We start from the raw sequence: 24,482 nt of genomic DNA, 5'->3' as shown, positions 1-24,482 counted from the left end.
TGTCTCCGCAAGGGCCTATTGGATGCGGGTGCCGGTGGACTGCACCAGCTTGCCCCACCAGGCGGTTTCGTCCGCGATCTGCTTGGCGAATTCGGCCGGTGTGCTGCCCAGCGGTTCGGCGCCGAGTTCCTGGAAGCGCGCGCGCAGCGTCGGGTCCTGCAGCGCCTTGGCCACCGCCGCATGCAACTGTTCGATCACCGCGGGATCGGTGCCGGCGGGCGCCATCAGCCCCTTCCAGGCCATCACCACGAAACCCTTCTGGCCGGCTTCGTCGAAAGTGGGAATATCGGGGGCGGCGGTGGCGCGCTGGTCGCTGGGCACGGCCAGCGCGCGCAGGCTGCCCGCCTTGACCTGCGGCAGCAGCGCCGGCATGTTGTCGATCATGAAATCGATATGGCCGGCCACCAGGTCGGTGACGGCGGGGCCGGTGCCCTTGTAGGGCACGTGCTCCGCCTGCAATCCGGCCTGCTGCTTGAGCAATTCGCCCGCCAGTTGCGCGGGCGAACCGTTGCCCGGGGAGCCGAACGACAGCTTGCCGGGATGGCTGCGCGCGTATTGCAGGAATTCCTGCAGCGTCTTCACCGGCATGGACTTCGTTACCACCATCAGGTTGTGTTCGCGTTCCAGGCAACTGATGGGCGCCAGGTCCTTGGCCGGGTTGAACGGCATGTTGGCGTACAGGCTGGGGTTGATGACGGTGGGGCCCGCCGCCGCCAGCAGCAGCGTATAGCCGTCCGGCGCGGCCCGGGCGACGAAATCCCCGCCGATGTTGCCGCCGGCGCCGGGTTTGTTCTCCACGATGACGGGCTGGCCCAGGATGGGATGCAGCGCTTCGGCCAGCAGCCGTCCGAGGATGTCGGTGGAACCGCCCGGGGCGAACGGAATGATCAGCCTCACGGGCTTGTCGGGATAGGCGGCCGCGGCCTGGGGCGGCAGCGCCGCGCAGGCGAACGCGGCGGCCGCGGCCGCGATCCATTTCGGCAGGTGCTTGTGCAGCATGGAAGTCTCCTTTGGTTTGTCGGGCCGCCGGCTTCTCGCGGCTGCGGTCCCGGTATGCCCCGCCTAGCGGCCGGGCGTGTAGCCCGCCTGGGTCAGCGTGTGGCGGGCGATGGTCAACTGGTGGATCTGGCTGGTGCCCTCGTACAGGCGGAACAGGCGCACGTCGCGGTAGAAGCGTTCGATGCCGTGGTCGGCGATGTAGCCGTAGCCGCCGTGCATCTGCACGCAGCGGTCCGCCACGCGGCCGCACATTTCCGAGGCGAAGTACTTGCAGATGGAGGCGTTCAGCGTCACGTCGCGGCCTTCGTCGCGTTCGCGGGCGGTTTGCAGCACCAGCGCGCGCGCCGCCTGGATCTCGGTCTGGCAGTCGGCCAGCATGGCCTGGATAAGCTGGAAATCCATCAGCGGCTTGCCGAATTGCTGGCGCTCGGCCACGAAGCGCAGCGTGTCGCCCAGCATGCGGATGGCCGGGCCGATGCACAGGGCGGCCAGGTGGATGCGCTGCTTGTTCAGGACTTTCATGGCGGTCTTGAAGCCCATGCCTTCGCGGCCGCCGATGATGTTCGCGGCCGGCACGCGGCAGTCCTGGAAGTGCACGGACGACACGGGCGATCCCGCCTGGCCCATTTTGTCGTAGGGCTGCCCGGTGGACAGGCCCGGGGTGCCGCGTTCCACGATGAACGCGGTGATGCCCTTGGCGCCCGGGGCCTGCGGATCGGTGCGCGCCATGACGGTGAACAGGCCCGCCAGCGGCGCGTTGGTGATGAAGCACTTTTCGCCGTTCAGCACGTAGCGGTCGCCGTCGCGCACGGCGGACGTGCGCAGCGCGGTGGCGTCGGAGCCGGCCTGCGGTTCGGTCAGCGCGAAGCAGCCGGTCAGTTCGCCGGATGCCAGGCGGGGCAGGTAGCGCGCTTTCTGTTCATCGGTGCCGTCGGCCACCAGCGCTTCCGAACCGATGCCGGTATTGGTGCCGACCCGGGCCCGGAACGCCACCGAGCACTGCGACAGTTCCATGGCGGCCAGGACCAGTTCTTCGGTCGTCATGCCCGCGCCGCCGTACTGCTCGGGGATCGAGTAGCCGAACAGGCCCTGGGCCGCCATGTCGGCGACCAGGTCCTGCGGCACCTCGTCCAGGCGGGCGACCTCGGCTTCGCGCGGCGCCAGCCGCTGGCGCACGTAGCGGCGCAGCGATTCGAGGAATTGAGGGAAACCGTCGGGGTCCCTGATCATGGCTAGTCTCCGTGTTGGCGGGGCGCCGCGCTGTTCCTGTCCGCCTCGGCGCCGTGTTGAATCCAGGCTAGCAAAAGGCCGGCGGATATGAGACAAGTGTTTCGCTATCTTGAACGCCGCGTGCGCCCGGGCATCCGCCGCTGCTCTATCATCGGCGGAACGGGCCGCGCTTCCGGGCGGCCCCGCCTTCAGGACCGCGACCATGACTCCCAGCCCGGGCGAGCGCCATGCCGACCCCGCCTTCGCCACCACGCTGGCGCATGGGCTGTCCGTGCTGCAGGCCTTCCGCCATGGCGAACCCGCGCTCAGCAACCGGGAACTCGCGGACCGCACCGGCCTGTCCAAGGCCACCATCTCCCGGCTCACCACCACGCTGATGCAGCGCGGCCTGCTGCGCTACGACGCGGGCCTGCGCCGCTATCGCCTGGGGCCCGCCGTGCTGTCGCTGAGCTATCCGCTGCTGGCCAGCATCAAAGTGCGCCAGATGGCGCGTCCGCTGATGAAGCGCCTGGCCGATGCGGCGGGCGGGTCCGCGTCGCTGGGAATGCATCACGGGCTGAACATGGTCTACCTGGAAACCTGCCGCGGCCACGATGCCGTGTCCTTCCGTCCCGATATCGGCGCCTTGCTGCCGCTGCTGCCGTCCGCCATGGGCCGGGCCTGGCTGGCGCAGGGCGCAAGCGGCGAGGCCGAGCCCGTGCTGGAGACGCTGCGGCGGCAGGACCCGGCGGCCTGGCGCCGCTACGCGCCGGACTGGGAGCAGGCGCGGCGCGACTATGCCCAGCACGGATATTGCGTCGGGCAGGGCGACTGGCACTCGGACGTGCACGCGGTCGCGGTGCCCATGCGGTCCCGTGTCGACGGCCAGGCCCTGGTGTTCAATTGCGGCGTGCCCGTGGCTCGGCTGCGTCCCGGCGACCTCCGCGGCCGCATCGCGCCGCGCCTTTTGACCCTGGTAGGACGCGTCGAGAAAATGCTGGAGCGCGAACATGGGGCATGAACGGGACCGCGAGTTCACCACCACCCTGGCGCGCGGCATCGATATCCTGGCCTGCTTCCGGGCGGACCGCCCCGTGCTGGCCAACAAGGATTTCGCCCAGCAGACCGGCCTGTCGCGCAGCGCCGTCGCGCGCCTGACCCACACGCTGGTCGAACTGGGTTTCCTGCAGCGCGAAGGCGAGCCGGCGCGCTATCGTCTGGGGGCGTCGGTGCTGGCGCTGAGCTACCCCTTGTTGGCAAGCATGCAGATCCGCCAGATGGCGCGTCCGCTGATGAAGCAACTGGCCGACCATGCGCGCGGGGCGGTGTCGCTGGTGGTGCGCGACCGCCTGCAGATGGTGTACGTGGAAACGGCCAGGTCGAACGAAGCCTTGCAGACCCGCCCCGACATCGGCGCGTCGCTGCCGCTGTTGTCCAGCGCGGCCGGCAAAGCCTGGCTGGCGCGCGCCCCGGACGAGGAGCGCGCGGCGGTGCTGAACCAGTTGCGCATCGCCGACCCCGCGCATTACGAGGCGCATTTCCCCACCCTGGCGGCGGCTCGCCGCGACCTGGAGCGCAAGGGCTATTGCGGCAACAACCAGCAATGGCGGCCCGACGCCTACGGCTTTGCCGCGCCGCTGGGCCGGCCCCACCAATCGTTGCTGTACGTCTTCAATTGCGGCGTGCCCGCCAGCGACGGCCCGTATCGCGAGCGCGCGGCCGATATCGGCCCGAGGCTGGTCGCCTTGGCGCGGGAGACCGAGAGGCTGTTGGGATATTCGTGATTCCAAGTCAAAAGTGTTTCGCTGGTTTACCCCTATTTCCGCAAGGATGGACCCGGCATACTGGCGGCCTGTCTTCCGATCGGCTCCTTCCGATGCGCCATCCCCTTCTTCCGGCGCACCCTTGAACCCCCGGTCGGCGCTTACGAACCGAGGAAATCCGCATGAACCCCCAAGACACTCAGCCGGCCAAGGCCGGCCTGCCATTGCTGGCGCTGGCCGTCGGCGCGTTCGGCATCGGCGTGACCGAATTTTCGCCCATGGGCCTTTTGCCCGTCATCGCCGAGGGCGTAAACGTGTCCATTCCCAGCGCCGGGATGCTGATCAGCGCCTACGCGATCGGCGTGATGGTCGGCGCGCCCTTGATGACGCTGGCCTTCTCGCGCTGGTCCAAGCGCAAGGCGCTGATCCTGCTGATGGCCATTTTCACCATCGGCAACCTGCTGTCCGCGCTGTCGCCCAACTACACGACGCTGCTGCTGGCCCGGCTGGTGACCAGCCTGAACCACGGCGCGTTCTTCGGGCTGGGGTCGCTGGTCGCCGCCAGCGTGGTGCCGCGCCACAAGCAGGCGAGCGCCGTGGCGACGATGTTCATGGGCCTGACCATCGCCAATGTGGGCGGGGTGCCGGCCGCCACCTGGCTGGGGCAGGCGATCGGCTGGCGCATGTCGTTCGTCGCCACCGCGGTGCTGGGCCTGATCGCCATGCTGGCGCTGTGGCGGGCGCTGCCCGCGGGCGAAGCCGGCCGCCGGCCCAACGTGCGCCACGAATTGGCCGTGCTGAAGAGCCCGGTCGTGCTGACGGCCTTGCTGACGACGGTGCTGGGCGCGGGCGCGATGTTCACGCTCTACACCTACATCGCCCCGACCCTGGCCGACATCACCGGCGCGTCTCCGGCCTTCATCACCGGCATGCTGGTGCTGGTCGGCCTGGGCTTCACGCTGGGCAACGGCGTGGGCGGCCGCATGGCGGACCGTTCGCTGGACGGCACGCTGATCGCGTTCCTGGTGCTGGTCATCGCCGATCTGCTGGCGTTTCCCTGGATCGCATCCACGCAGGCCGGCGCGGCAGTGTCGCTGCTGATCTTCGGCGTGGCCACTTTCGCGGTGGTGCCGCCGCTGCAGATGGGCGTGATGCGCGCCGCCAAGGACGCGCCCGGCCTGGCCTCCTCAGTGAACGTCGGCGCCTTCAACCTGGGCAACGCGGTGGGCGCGGCCGCCGGCGGCGCCGTGATCTCCGCCGGCCTGGGCTACGCCGCCGTGCCGATCGCCGGCGCAGTCATCGCCGCGGCCGGCCTGGCCCTGGTGCTGTTGCAGCGCGCCGGCAATCTGCGCCGCCGCAGGCTGGCGGTGCAGGGCTGCTGAGCCTGCATCCACCGCAATAAAAAAACGGCCGGCATCAAAAGACACCGGCCGTTGTCTTATCCGAGTCTCCGGATCGGCGCTCGAAAGTAGCACCTGCAGCGGGGATTCAAGCCTCGATCCGCTCCACCTTGCCCACCAGCAGTATGTAGGACAGCGCGCCCAGCAGGGCCAGCGACGACACGTAGACGATCGCCGGCGCGAAGCTGTCCTTCGTCACCAGGAAGCCGATCACGATCGGCGTGCAGATCGAGGACAGGTTGCCGACGAAGTTGAACACGCCGCCCGTCAGCCCCAGCAGCCGCACCGGCGCCAGGGTGGACACGAGCGACCAGGTGATCGACGCCAGTCCGTTGCCGAAGAACGCCAGGGCCAGGAAGAAAATGACCCAGGGCGTGGAATCGGTGAAGTTGGCGCCGATCATGGAAGTGGAGATCAACAGGCCCAGGATGATGGGCAGCTTGCGCGCCAGGCCCACGGTGGCGCCGCGGCGGATCAGGAAGTCGGACAGCACGCCCGAGCACAGGACGCCGATGAACGCCGCCAGGAACGGTACCGACGCCAGGAAGCCCGACTTGATGAAGTCCATGCCGCGGTACTTCACCAGATAAGTGGGAAACCAGGTCAGGAAGAACCACAGCGTGGAAGTCAGGCAGAACTGGCCCAGGTACACGCCCCAGAGCTTGCGCCTGCTCATCACCAGGCCAAGGTCGTTCCAACTGAACGGCGCCTTCTTTTCCCGCGTGCGGCGGTCCAGGTCGACCACGCCGCCGCCTTGCTGGATCAGCTCGATCTCGGCCGCGTTCGCGCCCTTGAACTGGCGCGGCTCGCGGTAGATCATGAACCACAGCACGCCCCAGACGATGCCCAGCAGGCCGGTGCTGACGAACACCATGTGCCAGCCGTAATGGTGCTGCAGCCACGCCAGCACCGGCGTCAGGAACGCCAGGCCGACGAACTGGCCCGAGGTGTAGAAGCCGATGGCGGTCGCCCGCTCGCGTTCCGGGAACCAGGTGGTGACCACGCGGTTGTTGATCGGATAGGCGGGCGCCTCGAGCGCGCCCACCGCCAGGCGCAGCACGAACAGGATGACGAAGCTGCCGGCGAAGCCCATGAAGAACGTGGCCGCGGACCACAGGATCAGGGCGGCCGCGTACAGCACGCGCGGGGACACGCGGTCCACCAGCCAGCCGCCGGGGATCTGCATGGCGGCATAGGTCCAGCCGAAGGCGGACAGGATCAGGCCTTCGTGCACCGTGTCCAGGCCGAACTCGTCCTTGAGGGCGGGGGCGGCGATGGACAGGTTGCTGCGGTCCAGGTAGTTGATGACGACGGTGATGAACAGCATCACCATGATGAGGTACCGGCTGCGCGTGGGGCGCTGGGCGCCTTGCAGGGCGGCGTGGGTAGCGGTGGACAAGGGAGTCTCCTCTTTCTCTTTATCGGCTTACCACTCGGCGAAGCTGCCGTCGGCGTGGCGCCAGATGGGGTTGCGCCAGCGGTGGCCCACCGCGGCGCGTTCTTTCACGTATTCCTCGTTCACCTCGATGCCCAGGCCCGGGCCCTGGGGGATCGCGACCATCCCGTCTTCATAGGCGAAGACTTCGCGGTTGCTGACGTAGTCCAGCAGGTCGTTGGCGGCGTTGTAGTGGATGCCCAGGCTCTGTTCCTGGATGAAGGCGTTGTAGCAGCCGGCGTCGATCTGCAGGCAGGTCGCCAGCGCGATGGGACCCAGCGGGCAATGCAGCGCCAGCGCCACGTCGTACGCTTCGGCCATGGCCGCGATCTTGCGGGTTTCGGTGATGCCGCCCGCGTGCGACGGATCCGGCTGGATGATGTCCACGTAGCCTTCGGCCAGCACGCGCTTGAAGTCCCAGCGCGAGAACAGCCGTTCGCCCAGCGCGATGGGCGTGGAGGTCAGCGGCGCCAGCTCTTTCAGCGCTTCGTAGTGTTCGCTCAGTACCGGCTCTTCGATGAACATCAGCTTGAACGGGTCCAGCTCCTTCATCAGCACCTTGGCCATGGGCTTGTGCACGCGGCCGTGGAAGTCCACGCCGATGCCCACGTTGGGGCCGACTGCGTCGCGCACCGCGGCCACGTTCTCCAGGCATTTCTCGACCTTGTCGAAGGAGTCGATGTACTGCAATTCTTCGGTGCCGTTCATCTTCACGGCCGTGAAGCCGCGCTCCACGGCGCTCTTGGCCGCCGCCGCGGTGTCGGCCGGCCGATCGCCGCCGATCCACGAATACACGCGGATGCGGTCGCGTACATTGCCGCCCAGAAGCTGCGACACCGGCACGCCCAAGTGCTTGCCCTTGATGTCCCACAGCGCCTGGTCGATCCCGGCCAGCGCGCTCATGTGGATGGCGCCGCCGCGGTAGAACCCGCCGCGGTACAGCACCGTCCAATGGTCTTCGATGTTGCGGGGATCCTTGCCGATCAGGTAGTCGGACAGCTCTTCGACGGCGGCGGCCACCGAATGCGCGCGGCCTTCGACGACGGGTTCGCCCCAGCCGACGATGCCGGCGTCCGTTTCGATTTTCAGGAAGCACCACCGGGGCGGCACGATGTAGGTGGTGAGCTTGGTGATCTTCATGCTTGGGTCTCCTGGGCGGGATAGGCGCGTTGCCAGGCCGCGATGAAAGCGCGCGCGTTCTGGCCGACTTCGTTGGCCGACAGGCCGGGTTTGTACAAGGCGGAGCCCAGGCCGAAGCCGCTGGCGCCCGCCCGGGCATAAGTGGAAAGGTTGTCGGGCGTGATGCCGCCCACGGGCACCAGCGCGATCGGCGGACGCATCACGGCGCGCCAGGCCTTCAGCACGGCGGGGCCCAGTTGCTCGGCCGGGAACATTTTCAGCACGTCCGCGCCGGCGGCCAGCGCCGCGTAGGCTTCGGTGGGCGTGGCGACGCCGGGGCAGGACGCCATGCCCAGCTTCTTGGCGGCGCGGATCACGGCGGGGTCGCTGTGCGGCATGACGATGAGTTCGCCGCCCGCCTGCTGGATGCGGGCGCAGTCATCGGGGTTCAGGACGGTGCCGGCGCCGATCAGGCAGTCGGTGGGCAGGGCGGCGCGCATGGCGCGGATGCTGTCCAGCGGGTCGGGCGAATTCAGCGGCACTTCGATCAGGCGGAAGCCCGCGGCGTAGAGCGCCTGGCCGACGGATTCGGCCTCGGCGGGGGCAATGCCGCGCAGGATGGCGATCAGGCCGCAATGGGCCATGGCGGTTTGCAGACCGGGATGGTTCATGTTCGATTCCTAGGCGATAGCCGTTGAAGGAGAGGCGACGAGCCCGGCGCTGACGGCCAGGTGCCACAGGCCGCGCTCGGTGGCGTCCTGCGCCTGCTCGGGCGTGCCCAGGCCGTAGTGCCGCAGGGCCTGGATGTAGCGCTGGCACAGGGCGGGTTCGCCGCAAAGCACGATGCGGGGCTGTTCGCCTTGCTGGCGCAGCATGTCGGCCAGCGACGCGACTTCATGGCCGATGAGCAGGCCCGACAGATAGTCGGCCTGCGACTCGGGCGCCAGTTCGCCGGTCAGGCCCAGCGCGCGGGTGCTGAAAATGGTGGACAGGACGCCGGCGCGGCCGGCGGGGGCGCCGGCCACCTTCAGGCCGCGTTCGAAAGCGGCCATGTCGGCGCTGGCGGCATCGGCCATCGTGCGGCCCAGGATGGTGTGGCCGCGCAGCGCGGCGTAGACCTCGCCGGTCATGAAGGTGTCGAAGTGCGTGACGCGGCCGCGGCGGGCGTTCACCCACTTCGAATGGGTGCCCGGCAGGCCGATCAGCACGCTGTCCGCGCCGGCGTCCGCGCGGTCGAACAACACCCCGAAAACCTGGGTCTCTTCGCCGCGCATCACGTTGGGCAGGCCATGGCGCTGGATCAGGCCGGGCACGATATGCACCGGCGTGCCCTTGCGTTCCACCACCGTGAGCAGCGTGCCGATCCGTTTCAGGTCCACCGGCACGTCCAGGTAGGCGGCTTCCTTCCAGCCCTGGGCGCTGCCGACCATGCCGCAGGCGATCACCGGCAGCGAAGGCTCGGCCCGCAGCCAGTCGCCGCAGGCCTGTTCGAACGCCAGCTCGAAACCCGACAGCGCCGCGGTGGCCGCGCCGTCCTGCAGCGGCTGCGGCAGGCGCATGATGCCCCAGGGCAAATGGCGGGTGTCGAGCGTGCGGCCGTCGGCGTCCAGGCGGTAGGCGCGCAACGACGAGGTGCCCCAGTCCAGCGCGATAAGCGCCGCGCGGGCGGGCGATCCGGTAGTCATCAGAAATCTGTCTCGGCTCTGGCCGCGGATCCGGCTGCCGCTTGGGCGGGGTTCCGCGGGCCTTGTTGTCTGATGCCCGGCCGGCGTTGGGGCGCGCGGGCGGGCGATGGGAAAAATTCTAGATCAGCGCTTGAAAAATCTCAAAATATAGAATTAAATCCCACATACAGGGAACGAAATCAAGGCGAACCCGCCTTGCGCCCGTCGTCTGGAAACTCCGTCTTTTCCCCGCATGCCGGCCCAACCGCGCCGGGTATGCTTCTTCCCCGCCTGTCGCACAGCCTCGATTTTCATGACCGCCACGCAGACCCCCGATCATTCCTCCGCCCTGGATCCCGACGCCGCCGCGCCCGCGGGCACGCAGACGCTGATGCGCGGCCTGGCCGTCATGCAGGCCGTGTCCGACGGCGCGCGCGACCTGAAGGAAATCTGCGCGCGCATCGGCGTGGCGCGCAGCACCACGCACCGGCTGGCCAGTTGCCTGGTGCAGGAACGCTATCTGCGGTCCTTGCCCGGCGTGGGCTACGTGCTGGGGCCGAAGCTGATCGAACTGGGATTCCAGGCGCGCGAGGCGTTTCCGATGGCGACGCTGGCGCGTCCGTACCTGGATGGGCTGGCCGAACTGACGGGCGACACCATCCACCTGGCCGTGCGCGACAACGACGAAGTGCTGTACCTGGAGAAGATCCCCGGCAAGAAGGGGTTGGAAATGCGGTCGCGGGTAGGGCACCGCATGCCGCTGGCCGCCACCGGCGTGGGCAAGGCGCTACTGCTGGATGCCGAAGAACCGCAATGGAAGGCGTTGCACCGCATCGGCGCGCCGGTATCGTCGCGCGCGCCTGGCGGCCGCCAGACCTGGGAGGCCTTCCGCGACCGCATGCGCGAATACGCGGCGAAGGGGTACGCCTTCGATCTCGAAGACAACGAACCGTCGATCCGCTGCGTGGCGGCGCCGGTGAGGGACGCGTCCAGCGGCATCGTGGCGGCGATTAGCGTGTCCAGCACGGTGCCGTACATGTCGCTGGAACGCATGCGCGAAATGGTCGCCGTGGTGCAGGGCGCGGCGGCGGGGATTTCGGCCGAATTGGGGTGGAAGGTGGAGCGCGCCTGATCCGCCGCGCGCCCCTGGCGCCTTACTCCAGCGGCAGCGTCAGCACGCCCTGCGGCGCGGGGCGCATCATGACGCGGCGGTACCAGGCGGCCAGCGCCGGCGTGTCCGGGCGGTCGATCGGCAGGGCCAGCCAGCGGTGCGCCGAGCAGACCAGCGCGATGTCGCCCATCGTCAGGTGCCGGCCGGCGATGAACTCGCGGCCTTGCAGTGCCTGGTCCAGGATCAGGGCGCGCGCGTTCGAACGCTTCACCGATTTCTCGATGGCGGCCTTGTCGCGCTTGTCTTCGGGCGTGCGGACCAGGCCCAGGAAGGCCGGGCCCATGGCGCCTTGCCATTCCGTGGTCTGCCAGTCCATCCAGCGGTCGGCGTCCGCGCGCAGGCAGGCGTCCTCGGGCCACAGCGTGCCCACGCCGTAGCGCGAGGCCAGGTAGCGCACGATGGCGTTGGATTCCCACAGCACGAAGCCGCCGTCGTCGATGACGGGCACGGTGCGGTTGGGATTCAGCTTGGCGAACTCCGGCGTGTCGACCACGCCGAACGGCCCGCCCGCCTGCGTGAAGGTATGCGGCAGGGCCAGCTCGCGCACGGTCAGCATGACTTTCTGAACGTTGACGGAAGTCAGGCGTCCCCAGATTTTCAACATAACCAGTCCTTTAGGTGTCAGGCGGGCGGCAAGTGCCGCCGCGCAAAACCGCTGTCGCGCGAAAAGCGCGTCCAGTTGAAAGCGGGCCCGGGGTCGGTCTTGCGTCCCGGGGCGATGTGTTCGTGGCCCCGGACGGCCGCCAGGGGGTGGCGCGCGCGCAGGGCCGGCGTCAGCTTGCGCAGCGCCAGGTATTGCTCGTCGGCGTAGGGCAGGGTGTCGGTGCCCTCGAGTTCGATGCCGATGGAAAAGTCATTGCAGCGCTCCCGGCCCGCGTAGCGCGAAACGCCCGCGTGCCAGGCGCGTTCGTCGGTGGACACGAACTGGATGATGCGGCCGTCGCGGCGGATGAAGAAATGGGCCGACACCCGCAGCCCGCGCAGGCGTTCCAGCCAGGGGTGCGAACCGTAGTCCAGCGTGTTCAGGAACAGCCCGGCGACTTCCGGCCCGCCGAACCGTCCGGGCGGCAGGCTGATGTTGTGCAGCACGAGCAGCGAAACCTCCTCGCCCGCGGGCCGCGCGTCGCGGTTGGGGGAGGGCAGGAGCGAAACACCCGGGGCCGGCGCCAGCCAGCCATGACGATCCAGAAGCAAGGCCATGGGAAGAAAGCATGTACGTGGAATCCAACATGCATTATGCCGTGTGGAAAGGCAGGCTTCTATCTGACCCCGGCGGTAGTCTCCGAAGTCCACGAGCCAGACACCCGGGAAGAAGTCCAGGTGTCAGACACCCGAGGAGATGCCCTCCACCCAGCCTCCGCCATCTCACGGGTGTCTGACACCCCCATGAAGCACGTCAGTGCTTGCCCGGCCCCAGCCGCGCATGTTCCGCGGTGCACCAGGTCTGGCCGTTCTGCAGCAGGGCCTCGGAGCGCGGCAAATGGATGCCGCAGTGGGCGCAGCGAACCATGGATTCCAGCGGCTTGGGCTGCGGCGCCCGGCCGCGCGCCGTTTTCCCGCCCTGCGCGCCGGCCTGCTTCGCCGCCGCCATGCGGCCGGCGATGCGGGCGACGAACAGCACCGCGATGACCAGAAAAATCCAGAACAGCAACTTGCCCACGTCAACCTCGGTGCAGAATCATTTCCAGCACGAACCGGCTGCCGGTGTAGGCCAGAATCAGGAAACCAAAACCCGTCAGCGTCCAGCGCAGGGCCACGCGGCCGCGCCAGCCCCAGACGTGGCGGCCCGCCAGAAGCACGCCGAACGTCAGCCAGGACAGCAGTGTGAAGACGGTCTTGTGGTCGAACGGCAGGATCTTGCCCGTCAGCTTCATGGACGCCACCGACCCCGTGCCCACCGCCAGGGTCAGCACGACGAAGCCGATCCAGATGATGCGGAACAGCAGTTGTTCCTGCACCAGCAGCGGCGGTTGAGAGTCCAGGACGCGGCCCACGATGCTGCGTTCGGCGGGAGCGTCCAGCGGGCGGTGCAGGTGGCGGTCCAGCAGCGCCATCATCATGGCGTGCAGGGCGGCGATGGTGATCAGGCCGTAGGCCGCCAGCGCGATCAGCAGGTGCACGCGCAGCCAGGCGTCGTTGGCGTGGGGCACGTATTGCCCCTGGGGGAAGAGCGCGGCCAGGCCGCTGGCGATGGTGGCGGCCGGCAGCAGCAGCAGTTGCAGGCCGTCTATGCGCACCAGCAGGCTTTCCAGCCAGAACACCACCATGCCGAGCCAGATGGCGGCGGACAGGGCCAGCGCCCACCCGATGAACAGGTGCTGGGCGCCCAGCATGGATTGCTGCAGCCCGACTCCATGGAGGACCAGGGCTCCCAGCAGGCACAGACGGGCGATCTTGCCCGTCTGTTCGACTTCCCCGGCGCCGGCCAGGCGGATCCAAAGCGACCCCCCGAGCACTGCGTACGCCAAGGCAGCCGCCGTGTGAAATACAATGCCTAGTGACATAGAAACCGTTGTCTGGATGGGGCCTGGGGGTGCGTGCCACCCGAAAGCGCGAAATCCGCGCCCGCGGCCACCGTTCAATCAACTAGTTTAAGCGGAAACGCCTCTCATGCTCGATAACCTAACTCAACGCCTTTCGCGCGTCGTCAAGACGCTGCGTGGGGAAGCCCGCCTGACAGAGGCCAACACCCAGGAGATGCTGCGCGAAGTGCGCATGGCGCTGCTGGAAGCCGACGTGGCGCTGCCCGTCGTGCGCGAGTTCGTCGCGCGGGTGAAGGAAAAGGCGCTGGGCGAAGAAGTCGCCGGCAGCCTCAGCCCCGGCCAGGCCCTGGTGGGCGTCGTCCACAAGGAATTGACGGCCCTGATGGGCGGCGACCTGGGCGCCGACTCCGGCGAACTCTCGCTGGCCGTGCAGCCCCCCGCCGTCATCCTGATGGCCGGCCTGCAAGGCGCCGGCAAGACCACCACCACCGGCAAGCTGGCGCGCTGGCTCACCGAAGGCCAGCACACCCAGCACGGCCGCAAGACCGGCAAGAAGAAAGTGCTGGTGGTGTCCGCCGACGTGTACCGCCCGGCCGCTATCGACCAGTTGAAAAGCGTGGCGGCGCAGGTGGGCGTGGACTTCCTGCCGTCCGACCCCAGCCAGAAGCCCGAGGACATCGCCCGCAACGCGGTGGACCACGCGCGCCGCCACCACTATGACGTGCTGATCCTGGACACGGCCGGCCGCCTGGGTATCGACGAGGCCATGATGCGCGAAATCCGCGCCCTCCATGACCTGGTCAAACCGGTCGAAACGCTGTTCGTGGTGGATGCCATGCAGGGCCAGGACGCGGTCAACACCGCGCGCGCCTTCGCGGACGCGCTGCCGCTGACCGGCGTGGTCCTGACCAAGCTGGACGGCGATGCCCGCGGGGGCGCCGCCCTCTCGGTGCGCCACGTCACGGGCAAGCCGCTGAAGTTCGTCGGCGTATCGGAAAAGCTGGACGGCCTGGAGCCGTTCTACCCCGAGCGCATGGCGCAGCGCGTGCTGGGCATGGGCGACATCGTGTCGCTCGTCGAGCAGGCGCAGAAGAACATCGACATCGCCGAAGCCCAGAAGCTGGCCGCCAAGATCAAGTCGGGCAACAAGTTCGACCTGAACGACTTCCGCGACCAGCTCGGCCAGGTCAAGAAACTGGGCGACATGGGCTCCCTGCTGGAAAAACTGCCCGCCCAGTTCCAGCAGGCCGCCGGCCAGTTGCAGGGCGGCCAGGCCGAAAAGCAGTTGCGCCGCACCGAAGGCATCCTGAACTCCATGACGGCGGCCGAACGCGCCAAGCCCGAACTCATCAAGGCGTCGCGCAAGCGCCGCATCGCGGCCGGCTCCGGCGTGCCCGTGCAAGAGGTCAACCGCCTGCTGGCGCAGTTCGACCAGATGCAGGGCATGATGAAGCAGATGAAGAAGGGCGGCATGGCCAAGATGATGCGCGCCATGGGCGGCATGAAGGGCCTGGGCCGCTTCCGGTGATTCCGCGTGTCTGACACCTCGGGTGTCCGACACCGGAAAGCCTCAGGCCTGCTGCCCAAAAAAAATGGCCAGACATTGCGTCTGGCCAAGTAATCGCGGCGAGCAGGGGGCGCTGCCGCGATGCAAGCCGGAAAGCGCATGGGTGCCCTCCGGCTTGTTCGTTTCCGTGCGTCAAGCCAGGGGCGGAATGCGCAGCACCTGGCCCGGGTAGATTTTGTCGGGGCTGGTCAGCATCGGCTTGTTGGCTTCGAAGATCAGCGTGTTTTTCGCGCCCTGGCCCTTGCCGTACTGCGCTTCCGCGATCTTCCACAGGTTGTCGCCCTTTTGCACCGTGTACATCTTGGCTTCGGGCGCGGCCTGCTTCACCTTCAGTTGGTTGTCCACCTGCGCGACGCCCACGGTGTTGCCCAGGGCCAGGGTGATTTTCTCGGCGGCTTCCGTGCTGAGGGCCTCGCCCGCGACCGTGACCTTGTCGCCGTCGACCGAGATCTGCAGGCCGTCGGCATTCAGGCCATGCTTATCCAGCTCTTTCTTCAATTCGTCCGGCGTCGCGGCCTTGGCCTCGCTGGCGCCGAAGAGCTTTTCCCCAACGTCCTTGATGAAATTGAGCAGACCCATAGTGTTTCCTTTATCTATGTTGCGGTGAGAAAACAAAGTGCCATCAGGGCTTGTGGCCCACGAACATCTTGCGCACGATGCCGGCGATCAAGGTAAGCACGGCACCGCCGACGCCGCCGCCGACCACGCTGCCGGCGATCGAAGAAAGATCCAGTCCCGCATTGCCCGCCGCAACCGCTCCGGCTCCCGCGGTGATCATGGGGGCCAGCCAGGAACCGCCCGCCAGGCCGCCGATGGCGCCTGCGATGGTGTTGCCCAATGGCCCCAGATTGAACTGCTGAAGCATTTTCGCCAGGCCATTGCCCCCGGCCGCGCCGGCGACAAGCTGGATGATCAGGTTGATGATGACTGCGGTGTTCATGATGCCTCCTCTGCCCCGGTGGGGCGATGTGCAACGCTAGAACAACAGCAAGACAACAGTGCGAAACCAGCAGGAACGATTATGACTCGCACATTCCCCATGCGACGAGGGGTTAACGTGTAACAGGTTGCTAGCTCGTCGTCAGACTACGCAAGAATGCTGGCCTCTTTGCAGGGAAGGCTCGCGCGCGGACCTAAACCGCATCGGACGGGCGGCTACATGCGTCGAGGGCCGCTGTGTCGGCGGCCCTCGTTTGAAGCGACAGCGCGGCAACGCGCGCGACGCGGGCGCTCAGCCCCCGCCGACGGCCACCACGATCTCGATCTGGTCGCCGTCGGACAGCGCGGTCTGCGCGTGCTGGCTCTTGGGAACGATCTCGCCGTTGCGTTCCACCGCCACGCGCTTGCCGGCATAGCCCAGGGTATCGAGCAGTTCGTTCACGGTCGTGTCCAGGGGGAACTCCCGTGCGTCTCCGTTCAGGGTGATGTGCATGCAGGTCTCCTTGCCAGTTATCGCGCGTAGGCGTCGGTGGCGGCGATCAGGCGCGCCAGCGTGCCGGGTTCATCGAAGGCGTGGCCCGCGTCCGGGACCAGGTGGAAGTCGGCCTCGGGCCAGGCGCGGTGCAGGTCCCAGGCCGTGCGCACCGGCGTGCAGACGTCGTAGCGGCCCTGGACAATGGTGCCCGGGACGCCGCGCAGCTTGTGGGCGTCGCGGATCAACTGGCCTTCTTCCATGAAACCGGCGTTCACGAAATAGTGGTTCTCGATGCGGGCAAAGGCCAGCGCCGCGCGGTCGGCGGCATGGCTTTGCTGGTGGCGCGGGCTGGGCAGCAGCGTGATGGTGCTGTCCTCCCACTTGCTCCAGGCCTTCGCGGCGCGCAGTTGCTCGGCCGGATCGTCGCCTGTCAGACGCTTGTGATAGGCCGCCACGAGGTCGCCGCGCTCGCTTTCCGGAATGGGCGCCAGGTATTCCTCCCAGCGGTCCGGGAAGAGCCACGACGCGCCCTCCTGGTAGAACCACTGGATCTCCGCGCGGCGCAATCCGAAAATGCCCCGCAACACGAGTTCGCTCACGTGGGACACGTGCGTCTCCGCATAGGCCAGCGCCAGCGTCGACCCCCACGATCCGCCGAACACCAGCCACTTGTCCGCGCCCATCACCTCGGTGCGCAGGCGCTCGATGTCCGACACCAGGTGCCAGGTCGTGTTGTTCTCCAGGCTGGCATGCGGCAGCGAACGGCCGCAGCCGCGCTGGTCGAACAGCAGCACGTTATAGCGCTGCGGGTCGAACAACTGGCGATGCACGGGCGAACAACCGCTGCCCGGTCCCCCGTGCAGGAACACGGCCGGCTTGCCCTGCGGATTGCCGCAGAGCTCCCAATAGATCTGGTGGCCGTCGCCGGTATCCAGCGTGCCTTGGCGGTAGGGTTCGATAGGCGGATAGAGCATCAGGCGACTCGCTTGAAGATCAGGTCCCAGACGCCATGGCCCAGGCGCAGGCCGCGCGTCTCGAATTTGGTCAGGGGGCGGTAATCGGGGCGCGGCGCGTAGCCGTCCACGGAATTCGCAAGCAGCGGTTCGTTGCTCAGCACTTCCAGCATCTGCACCGCGTAATCCTCCCAGTCCGTCGCGCAGTGGATGTAGCCGCCCGGCGCGATGCGGCTGGCCAGCAGCGACACGAAGGGCGGCTGCAACAGCCGGCGCTTGTGGTGCCGCTTCTTCGGCCACGGATCGGGGAAATAGACGTGCACGCCCGCCAGGGAATCGGGCGCGATCATGTCGCGCACCACTTCCACCGCGTCGTGCTGGATGATGCGCAGGTTCTGGATATGGGAATCTTCAATGCGGCGCAGTAGCGAACCCACGCCCGCATTGAACACCTCCACGCCCAGGAAATTGTCGCCGGGACGGGCCAGCGCGATCTTCTCGGTGGTTTCGCCCATCCCGAAGCCGATCTCCAGCACCGTCGGCGCCTGGCGGCCGAAGGCCGCGGCCGGGTCCAGGCGGCGGGCCGCGTAGGGGATGGACCACTGGCCCATCAGGCGCTCCAGCGCCGCCTGCTGGCCTTGCGTAATGTGGCCGCGGCGATGCACGAAGCTGCGGATATGCGTCGCGCCCGGGCTGTTGGGCGCATGCGCGGTACTGGCCAGCGCGGCCTGCGTCTGCGGGGAAACGGCGGCGGACGGCTCATCGCCGCCGGGCGCCGCGGGGGAATTTTCAGGGGTATTCGTATTCATAGCCCGAATTGTAGTGGCTGGCCCGGCGGCCCGGTGTCGCCCGGATGCACTAAATTGGGGACGTATTTGGAATGGCGGCGCAAGGCGGATCCGGCATCGAAACCGGCAACGAAAAACCCGCGCTATAATCGCCGCCTCTGCCCGCGCTTTGCGCTGCGGGTACGACACCCGAGCGGGTGTAGTTCAATGGTAGAACGGCGGCTTCCCAAGCCTCAAGCGTGGGTTCGATTCCCATCACCCGCTCCAAGTAACCTCCCAAACCCGGCGCGCAGTCCAGGTCTTCACTGCGCTCATGCGGTTCCTCTCCAGGACGTTCGCGCTTGACGGGCGAACGCTGAGCCACAGACGGAAATTACAGGTGGAAATCGCCCGCGGCTTCCGGCTGGTAAAGCACTTTCCGGATCCCAATCCGGCGGGTCCGGTCCGAAATCCGCCAGTCGATGGCGTCCCCCTCCTGATAGCCCAGGATGGCGGCGCCAATGTCGGAACACACGGAATACTTCCCGGCGCTGCTGTCAGCGTCTTCAGGGTAGACCAGGGCCACTTCGATTTCTTCGTCGTCCAGTTGCAGCAAGGCCCTGGAGTTCATCGTGACGACATTGCCCGCCACCTGCTGCGGCTTGACGACAATGGCTCGCTCCAGCTCGTGTTCGAGTTCGACGACAACCGGGCCTTGTTCGAGTTCGATCAGATTCTTGAGCCGGGCCTTGTCGATTTCAGTGATGTAGATCTCAGTGGAGTCGCCAACGGCCCCTTCCCGCAGGAACCGGAGGTAGCGCCCCGCCGTCATGGAAAAGGACTTCAAGGTCGGCGTTTCGCTCTCAAGCAGAAAGCCGCTGCGCAGAAAGGCTTTCAGCGAGCGCGCGTTGTCCGGGTGGATCTTGGCGATGAGCTTCTCGGCCCGCATGTCGAGGAAGGCCAGTTTCATGCCTTCGCGGATCGTGCTGGCGCCAAGGTTTCGGCCCCATTTGTCGCATTCTCCGATGACCAGGACTATCTCGCAGTCCGGGCCGGTCTTGATGAGACGGACAAAGCCCACCGGGGCGTCATGCCGGTCATAGGCCATGAAGAACCGGCCGCCCTGGTTGAATAGATGGGTCAGGATCGGCAATTGAGTCCGATCGATGGCTTGCTCGATGAAGCGGGAGACATGGCGCGAATCGCTCAGATAGCAGGTAACGCGCTCATCTTCCAACCAATCCATCAGCGTCAGCGCGTGTGCTCGAGTGATTTCTGGGCACAGCGAAATGAAAGGCTTGTTCATCTTCACCACACTTATTTGTAAAGGATGAAAGCCCTTCATGGCTATGGCCATGACGGTTCTTTCGATAACGCGCTCATTTTAAGGCGGAACGCGAGTGGGCGTCGAACAGCCCCCGGGAAGGGCGGGCATGCGACCTGCCGCGGGCAGCCGCGGGGCTCTCGGTTCCCCGCGATTCCCGCGGACGCCGTGTGGGCAGTGTTTGTCGCATCCCGTTCGCGAATGCGCGTCAATCAGGGTAGTAGCCCTGGCGGATATCGTTTTCGCGGGCGAGCGGTGAGCGCAGCTCGGGGTCTCCATAGCCTCCCCCGCCGGGCGTGTAGACCTCGATCACGTCGCCTGCCTGCATGACGATTCCCTGGTCCTTGGAGACATGCGCGGGGACATAGGCCGTGCCATCGCGATAGACCGTGACTCGCGTGCGTCCCCCGTCCTTGCCGCCAGCCGCGCCGGGCGGGCCGAATTTTCCGTGATCCATGACCATGGAGGCCCGCGCCGAGCCTGCGCGCAGGCGGATGCGATAGTGGATGCCCATGCCGCCACGAAACTCGCCGAGCCCGCCAGAGCCTTCGTGGATAGCGTAGCGCTCGAAGAGAACGGGATAGAGTTGTTCCTGCACTTCGACAGGAGCCGCCTTGGAAATCCCGATGGTGGAGCAGCCATTGGTCAGCCCATCGCCTCCGGGATGGCCGCCATAGCCGCCGCCGGAGATGACGTACATGACGTAGGAGCGTCCGTGCATGGGGTCATCGCCGCCGATGGCGAGATTGGCGGTCGTGCCCGCGGGCGCGGCGAACAGCCGGTGCGGAATCGCCTTCTGCAAGGCGTCGAAGACCGCCTCGGCGATGCGCTGGCTGACCTCCGCGGCGCAGCCGGATACCGGCCGAGGATACTTCGCATAGAGGAAGGTGCCTTCGGGATCCTCGATGCGTAGCGGTTCGAACAGGCCCGCGTTGATGGGCAACTCCGGGAAAACGTGCTTGATCGCCAGGTAGACGGATGAGCGGGTCGTGGCGATGACGCTGTTCATGGGGCCGGCGCACGGCGGGCTGGATTCGCTCAGATCGAAGTGCATCAGTTCGCCCTCCTTGCGGATGCGAACCGACACTTTCAGCGGTTGGTCCTGGACGCCGTCTGAATCCAGGAACGCCTGGCCGTGGTACTCGCCGTCGGGAATGGCAGCGATCACGGCGCGTGTCTGGACGGAGGCCTGACGCTTGAGCTCTTCAACGGCGGCGTCGACGGTGTCCAGGCCGTACCGGTCCAGCAACTGAGTCAGCCGGCGCTCGCCGATGGCCAGCGCGGCAGCCTGGGCCTTGATGTCGCCGATGCGCTGCTCGGAGATGCGGATATTGGACATCAGGATGGACAGGATTTCCGGATCCAGCTCCCCCTTCTTGTACAGCTTGACCGGCGGCAGACGCAGCCCTTCTTGTTCGATTTCGGTGGCGTGGGCGGAGAATCCGCCGGGAACCATGCCGCCCATGTCGGGCCAATGGCCGGTGTTGGCCAGCCAGGCGTAGAGCTTGCCGCGATAGAAGTAGGGCTTGACGAAGCGTACGTCCATCAGATGCGTCCCGCCCAGATAGGGATCGTTGACCATGAAGATATCGCCGGGGGCGATGTCCTTGGCCAGGGCGATCACGGCCTGGGTGGAGAACTGCATGGTGCCCACGAAGATGGGCAGGCCCAGCTCTCCTTGGGCAATGAGTTCGCCGCTGTCGCGGTGGTAGATGCCGTTGGAACGGTCCTGCGATTCGGAAATGATGGGCGAGAAGGCCGCGCGGCAATGCGCGAGGTCCATTTCATTGCATACCTGGTGCAGTCCGCTCTGGATGACGGTCAGCGTCACGGGATCGATGTGGGTCATGGGAGTGCATCTGCCCTAGAGAGTGATGATGAGATTGCCGTAGCCGTCGCCGCGGGCATGCGCGCCGGGATCGATAACGGTGGTCGCGTCCAGTTGCTCAATGATCGCGGGACCGCGCAGGCCTTCGGCGGGAATGTGCTCGCGCGCATAGATGGGCGTGTCGATCCAGCCGGTTTCTGAAAACCACACCTGGCGGCGCCGTGGCGCGATGGCTGCGGCGCCCGTGCTGCGCAGCGAGTCCAGCGATATGGCATGGCGTTTGCCGACGAGGCTGGTGTCCAGCGTCACCAACACGGGACGCAGTTCGGAAAGTTCGACCTGGAAACGTTGCCAGTAGGCGCGGGCGAAGGCCTCCTGTAGTTGGGTGATAGTGGCGGCGCCTGCCTCGACGGCCACCGTCAGCAGATGGCTTTGGCCCTGGAACTGCATCTGTGCGTGGTGGAAGATCTCGATGTCGGAGACGGCGATGCCGTCGCGTTCGATGGCGGCATGTCCAAGGGCGATCTGGTCTTGCAGGCAGGCTTGCAGATCGGCGTCCGTCAGGTCCTTGAGCGATCTGTTGAATGACTTGACGAAGTCGTGCCTCACGTCCGCCACCAGGCAGCCCAGCGCGTTGGTCAGCCCGGGACGCACGGGAATGAGCACGGTCGGTATGGCAAGCTCGCGTCCCAGCGCCACGGCATGCAGCGGCCCGGCGCCGCCGAAGGCGAAGAGCGCGAAATCGCGAGGATCGTAGCCGCGCGCAAGGCTGACCAGACGCACGGCGCCGGCCATGTTGTTGTTGCCGATCTGCAGAATGGCCGCCGCGGCCTGCACCGCGTCCAGCCCCAGGGGGCGGCCGATGCTTGCTTCGATGCGCGCGGCAACCTCATCCACGCTGACCGCGCGGTCGACAGCGAGCAGCCGGTCGGGGTCTAGGCGTCCGAGCACCAGATTGGCGTCGGTCAGGGTGGGGAGTTCGCCGCCGTGCCCATAGCAAATGGGGCCGGGGCGGGCGCCCGCGCTGTCGGGTCCGACGCGCAGCAGGCCGCCGGCCTGCACGCGGGCGATGGATCCGCCGCCCGCGCCGACGGTATGGACATCGACCATCGGCACGTGCAGGGGCATGCCGTACTCGAGCTCCAGCTCGCTGGATACCTTGGGCACGCTGTTTTCGATGAGTGCGACATCGGAAGATGTCCCGCCCATGTCGTAGGTGATCAGATTCGGGTAACCCGACATCCTGCCGGAATAGGCGGCGGCCATGACTCCCGACGCGGGCCCGGACATCACGGTGTTGATGGCCGCGCGCGAGATGGTGCGCGCCGAGACGGTCCCGCCATTGCCTTGCATCACCAGCAAGTCGTTGCGAAAGCCCGCTGCCGTGAGGCTGTTCTGCAGGCGGTCGATGTAGCGGTCGAGAATCGGCTGAACCGAGGCGTTGACGGCGGCGGCGGTGCCGCGTTCGAACTCGCGGAACTCGGAAATGATGGTGTGGCCCGCGGTGATGTAGTCATTGGGCCAATGCTGGCGCGCCAGTTCCAGGGCGCGCAGTTCGTGCGCGGGATTCGCGTAGCTGTGCAGGAAGTGGATGACCAGCGCTTCCGCGCCGGTCTCCGCGAGTTCCCGCACCCGGGCCACGAATGCGTCCTCGTCCAGCGGCGTCAGCACCTTGCCCTGGGCGTCCATGCGTTCGGGAACTTCGCGCCGCAATTCGCGGGGAATGAGCGGCACGAAACTGCCTGTCAGGCCGTAGGCTTGCGGCCGCGTGCGCCGGCCCAGTTCGAGCACGTCGCGGAATCCGTCGGTAGTGATCAATCCGACTTTGGCGAGCTTGCGTTCAAGCACGGCATTGGTCGTGGTGGTGGTGCCATGGACGATGGTGTCCACGCGTTCCAGCGGAACCTCGGTGCGGCGCAGCGCCTCGAGCACGCCAAAGGCCTGGTTCTCCAGCGTGCTGGGAACCTTGGAGATGCGCACCGCGCCGGACTCGTCATCCACCAGGATGAGATCGGTGAAAGTGCCGCCTACATCTATGCCAACGGTAACGGTCATGCCAGCACCTCTTCGCGGCGCAGGACATTGAGCGCTTCATGGGCGGTCTCGATGATCTGGGCGATGTCCTGGTCCCGCATGGGCGTGGACAGGGCGATGAGGCCATAGCTGGCCATCAGCACGCCGCGGTTCAGCATTTCGCGGTTGAAGCGCGCCATGGCCCGGGCTTGTTCCGGACTGGGGTAGGCATCCCGGTAGTTGCTCAGCCTGCCTGTCTTCAGATGCAGCTTGACCAGCGAACCCAGGCCGGTGGCCTGGCCCGCGATGCAGGCATCGGCGAAAGCCTGGTTCAGTCCCAGCCGCAGCATGTCGCCGTGGCGGTCGAGCTTGGCATAGGCGGCGTCATCCAGCAGTTGCATGGCTGCAAGTCCGCTCACCATGCTTACGGGATTGGCCGAGAAGGTACCGCCGTGGGGCACGGCCGGGCGGCCTCCGCTTGGGTCGAAGACTGCCATTACGTCGGCGCGTCCCGCCACACCGCCCACGGGAAAGCCGCCGCCCATGATTTTTCCGACGGTCGTGAGGTCGGGGGTGACGCCCAGCCGCGATTGCGCGCCGCCGGGAGCCAGGCGCAGTGTGATGACTTCGTCGATGATCAGAAGAATGCCGAGTTCCGCCGTTACCCGGCGCAGCATGAGCAGGTATTCGGCGCTGGCGGGAATCAATCCGACCCGGTTGGGCAGGAGGTCGATCAGCACGCCGGCCAGGCTGGCTCCGTGCGCGCGCAGCAGGGCTTCGGTGGCCTGGCAGTCGTTGAAGGGCAGCACCACGACATCGGACGTCACGCCTTGCGGCGTTCCCTGGGAGTGCGCCACCGAGGCGGGCGCGGCTGCGTCGCCCCAATTCGCGGGGCTCGCATCCAGGCTGGTTTCAGCATAGTCGTAAGAACCGTGGTAGGCCCCCTCGACCTTCGCGATCCTGGGCCGTCCGGTATAGGCGCGGGCGGCTTTCAACGCCATCATCACGGCTTCGGTTCCCGAGTTGGTGAAGCGGATGTGTTCGATACCCGGCACGCGTTCGGCCAGCAGCTCGGCCAGCGCGATCTCGCTTTCGGTCGGCATGCCGAACGCGGTTCCCAGGTCGATTTGGCGGTGCGCGGCCGCGGCCAGTACAGGATGCGCGTGTCCGTGGATAAGCGCCGTGAAGTTGTTGATGCAGTCGATCAATTCATTGCCGTCTACGTCATGGACGCGGCAGCCGGCGCCGTGCGCGGCGTAGACGGGGTAGGGCGACAGATAGACGGTCGTGCGGGTATTGCCGCCGGGAAGGGTGCGCTTGGCGCGCGTGTGCAGCGCCTGTGAACGGGAGGAAGGATCGGGATACATGGTTCT

Annotated in this window: 24 protein-coding genes and 1 tRNA gene; 6 read left to right on the top strand and 19 right to left on the bottom strand. The window is 67.0% G+C overall.

Annotated elements, in window-relative coordinates; all coding sequences use genetic code 11:
* Positions 1 to 15: 15 nt before the first annotated feature.
* Both WHX56_RS00910 and WHX56_RS00905 read right to left on the bottom strand, forming a co-directional pair.
* Positions 16 to 999 carry a tripartite tricarboxylate transporter substrate binding protein gene (locus WHX56_RS00910; RefSeq protein ID WP_338880010.1) on the bottom strand — a complete coding sequence of 328 codons (984 nt, stop codon included), beginning with the start codon at positions 997 to 999 and terminating at the stop codon, positions 16 to 18.
* 63 nt (positions 1,000 to 1,062) lie between these two features.
* On the bottom strand, positions 1,063 to 2,229 hold the full coding sequence (locus WHX56_RS00905) for an acyl-CoA dehydrogenase family protein (RefSeq protein ID WP_338880009.1): 1,167 nt from the start codon (positions 2,227 to 2,229) through the stop codon (positions 1,063 to 1,065).
* A gap of 202 nt (positions 2,230 to 2,431) precedes the next feature.
* On the opposite strand from WHX56_RS00905, the gene WHX56_RS00900 reads away from it, so the two are divergent.
* The 3 genes from WHX56_RS00900 to WHX56_RS00890 all read left to right on the top strand — a co-directional run bounded on the left by WHX56_RS00900 (position 2,432) and on the right by WHX56_RS00890 (position 5,353).
* Positions 2,432 to 3,229 carry an IclR family transcriptional regulator gene (locus WHX56_RS00900; RefSeq protein ID WP_338880008.1) on the top strand — a complete coding sequence of 266 codons (798 nt, stop codon included), beginning with the start codon at positions 2,432 to 2,434 and terminating at the stop codon, positions 3,227 to 3,229.
* Positions 3,219 to 3,992 (top strand): IclR family transcriptional regulator, encoded by a 774-nt coding sequence (locus WHX56_RS00895; protein ID WP_338880007.1) that lies wholly within the window; start codon positions 3,219 to 3,221, stop codon positions 3,990 to 3,992. The genes WHX56_RS00900 and WHX56_RS00895 overlap by 11 nt, the downstream gene beginning before the upstream one ends.
* A 161-nt stretch (positions 3,993 to 4,153) precedes the next feature.
* Positions 4,154 to 5,353: an MFS transporter gene (locus WHX56_RS00890; protein WP_287756206.1), complete on the top strand. Its 1,200-nt coding sequence runs from the start codon at positions 4,154 to 4,156 to the stop codon at positions 5,351 to 5,353.
* A 106-nt stretch (positions 5,354 to 5,459) separates the two neighbouring features.
* On the opposite strand, the gene WHX56_RS00885 is transcribed toward WHX56_RS00890, so the two are convergent.
* The 4 genes from WHX56_RS00885 to WHX56_RS00870 are packed head-to-tail and all read right to left on the bottom strand — an operon-like array spanning position 5,460 to position 9,610.
* Positions 5,460 to 6,770 carry an MFS transporter gene (locus WHX56_RS00885; RefSeq protein WP_338880006.1) on the bottom strand — a complete coding sequence of 437 codons (1,311 nt, stop codon included), beginning with the start codon at positions 6,768 to 6,770 and terminating at the stop codon, positions 5,460 to 5,462.
* Between the two features lie 27 nt (positions 6,771 to 6,797).
* On the bottom strand, positions 6,798 to 7,946 hold the full coding sequence (dgoD, locus tag WHX56_RS00880) for a galactonate dehydratase (RefSeq protein WP_129240161.1): 1,149 nt from the start codon (positions 7,944 to 7,946) through the stop codon (positions 6,798 to 6,800).
* Positions 7,943 to 8,596 (bottom strand): 2-dehydro-3-deoxy-6-phosphogalactonate aldolase, encoded by a 654-nt coding sequence (locus WHX56_RS00875; protein WP_338880005.1) that lies wholly within the window; start codon positions 8,594 to 8,596, stop codon positions 7,943 to 7,945. Before WHX56_RS00875 ends, dgoD begins: the two co-directional genes overlap by 4 nt.
* Positions 8,597 to 8,605: 9 nt before the next feature.
* Positions 8,606 to 9,610 (bottom strand): 2-dehydro-3-deoxygalactonokinase, encoded by a 1,005-nt coding sequence (locus tag WHX56_RS00870; protein ID WP_287756209.1) that lies wholly within the window; start codon positions 9,608 to 9,610, stop codon positions 8,606 to 8,608.
* Positions 9,611 to 9,902: 292 nt separating this feature from the next.
* On the opposite strand from WHX56_RS00870, the gene WHX56_RS00865 reads away from it, so the two are divergent.
* Positions 9,903 to 10,721, top strand: a complete 819-nt coding sequence (locus tag WHX56_RS00865; RefSeq protein ID WP_338880004.1) for an IclR family transcriptional regulator — start codon at positions 9,903 to 9,905, stop codon at positions 10,719 to 10,721.
* 22 nt (positions 10,722 to 10,743) lie between these two features.
* Here WHX56_RS00865 and WHX56_RS00860 read toward each other — a convergent pair whose 3' ends face one another.
* The 4 genes from WHX56_RS00860 to WHX56_RS00845 all read right to left on the bottom strand — a co-directional run bounded on the left by WHX56_RS00860 (position 10,744) and on the right by WHX56_RS00845 (position 13,264).
* A complete protein-coding gene (locus WHX56_RS00860; RefSeq protein WP_129240157.1) occupies positions 10,744 to 11,364 on the bottom strand; it encodes a glutathione S-transferase family protein in 621 nt (206 codons plus the stop codon).
* A gap of 17 nt (positions 11,365 to 11,381) precedes the next feature.
* Positions 11,382 to 11,960: a 1,6-anhydro-N-acetylmuramyl-L-alanine amidase AmpD gene (gene ampD / locus WHX56_RS00855; RefSeq protein ID WP_338880003.1), complete on the bottom strand. Its 579-nt coding sequence runs from the start codon at positions 11,958 to 11,960 to the stop codon at positions 11,382 to 11,384.
* A gap of 196 nt (positions 11,961 to 12,156) precedes the next feature.
* Positions 12,157 to 12,420, bottom strand: coding sequence for a PP0621 family protein (locus tag WHX56_RS00850; RefSeq protein ID WP_338880002.1), 264 nt, complete (start codon positions 12,418 to 12,420; stop codon positions 12,157 to 12,159).
* Position 12,421: 1 nt separating this feature from the next.
* Positions 12,422 to 13,264, bottom strand: coding sequence for a cytochrome C assembly family protein (locus WHX56_RS00845; RefSeq protein WP_129240154.1), 843 nt, complete (start codon positions 13,262 to 13,264; stop codon positions 12,422 to 12,424).
* Positions 13,265 to 13,370: 106 nt separating this feature from the next.
* On the opposite strand from WHX56_RS00845, the gene ffh reads away from it, so the two are divergent.
* A complete protein-coding gene (gene ffh, locus WHX56_RS00840; RefSeq protein ID WP_129240153.1) occupies positions 13,371 to 14,771 on the top strand; it encodes a signal recognition particle protein in 1,401 nt (466 codons plus the stop codon).
* 171 nt (positions 14,772 to 14,942) lie between these two features.
* Here ffh and lysM read toward each other — a convergent pair whose 3' ends face one another.
* From lysM to trmB, 5 genes are all read right to left on the bottom strand, one after another.
* Complete coding sequence (gene lysM, locus WHX56_RS00835; RefSeq protein WP_129240152.1) at positions 14,943 to 15,389, bottom strand: peptidoglycan-binding protein LysM; 447 nt, start codon at positions 15,387 to 15,389, stop codon at positions 14,943 to 14,945.
* Between the two features lie 43 nt (positions 15,390 to 15,432).
* The gene (locus WHX56_RS00830; RefSeq protein WP_129240151.1) at positions 15,433 to 15,750 is read right to left on the bottom strand and encodes a hypothetical protein; all 318 of its coding nucleotides are present in this window, start codon (positions 15,748 to 15,750) and stop codon (positions 15,433 to 15,435) included.
* 291 nt (positions 15,751 to 16,041) lie between these two features.
* On the bottom strand, positions 16,042 to 16,242 hold the full coding sequence (gene thiS, locus WHX56_RS00825; RefSeq protein ID WP_129240150.1) for a sulfur carrier protein ThiS: 201 nt from the start codon (positions 16,240 to 16,242) through the stop codon (positions 16,042 to 16,044).
* A 17-nt stretch (positions 16,243 to 16,259) separates the two neighbouring features.
* A complete protein-coding gene (gene pip, locus WHX56_RS00820; RefSeq protein ID WP_338880001.1) occupies positions 16,260 to 17,198 on the bottom strand; it encodes a prolyl aminopeptidase in 939 nt (312 codons plus the stop codon).
* Positions 17,198 to 17,986 carry a tRNA (guanosine(46)-N7)-methyltransferase TrmB gene (trmB, locus tag WHX56_RS00815; protein WP_129240148.1) on the bottom strand — a complete coding sequence of 263 codons (789 nt, stop codon included), beginning with the start codon at positions 17,984 to 17,986 and terminating at the stop codon, positions 17,198 to 17,200. Before trmB ends, pip begins: the two co-directional genes overlap by 1 nt.
* A 172-nt stretch (positions 17,987 to 18,158) precedes the next feature.
* Here trmB and WHX56_RS00810 point away from each other — a divergent pair.
* Positions 18,159 to 18,232: transfer RNA gene (locus tag WHX56_RS00810), tRNA-Gly, on the top strand.
* Between the two features lie 106 nt (positions 18,233 to 18,338).
* Here the strand turns inward: WHX56_RS00810 and WHX56_RS00805 are convergent.
* The 4 genes from WHX56_RS00805 to WHX56_RS00790 all read right to left on the bottom strand — a co-directional run bounded on the left by WHX56_RS00805 (position 18,339) and on the right by WHX56_RS00790 (position 24,476).
* Positions 18,339 to 19,301, bottom strand: a complete 963-nt coding sequence (locus WHX56_RS00805; protein ID WP_338880000.1) for a bifunctional GNAT family N-acetyltransferase/nucleoside diphosphate kinase regulator — start codon at positions 19,299 to 19,301, stop codon at positions 18,339 to 18,341.
* A 175-nt stretch (positions 19,302 to 19,476) separates the two neighbouring features.
* The gene (locus tag WHX56_RS00800) at positions 19,477 to 21,117 is read right to left on the bottom strand and encodes a hydantoinase B/oxoprolinase family protein (RefSeq protein ID WP_338879998.1); all 1,641 of its coding nucleotides are present in this window, start codon (positions 21,115 to 21,117) and stop codon (positions 19,477 to 19,479) included.
* Between the two features lie 15 nt (positions 21,118 to 21,132).
* Complete coding sequence (locus tag WHX56_RS00795; protein ID WP_338879996.1) at positions 21,133 to 23,151, bottom strand: hydantoinase/oxoprolinase family protein; 2,019 nt, start codon at positions 23,149 to 23,151, stop codon at positions 21,133 to 21,135.
* Positions 23,148 to 24,476, bottom strand: coding sequence for an aspartate aminotransferase family protein (locus tag WHX56_RS00790; RefSeq protein WP_338879994.1), 1,329 nt, complete (start codon positions 24,474 to 24,476; stop codon positions 23,148 to 23,150). The genes WHX56_RS00795 and WHX56_RS00790 overlap by 4 nt, the downstream gene beginning before the upstream one ends.
* Between the last annotated feature and the right edge of the window lie 6 nt (positions 24,477 to 24,482).

It is taken from the genome of Achromobacter veterisilvae (genome assembly GCF_037619525.1).
Lineage (GTDB): Bacteria > Pseudomonadota > Gammaproteobacteria > Burkholderiales > Burkholderiaceae_B > Achromobacter > Achromobacter veterisilvae.
Note: the sequence above shows the minus strand (reverse complement) of the source record. Positions and strands in the feature narration are given on the sequence as shown.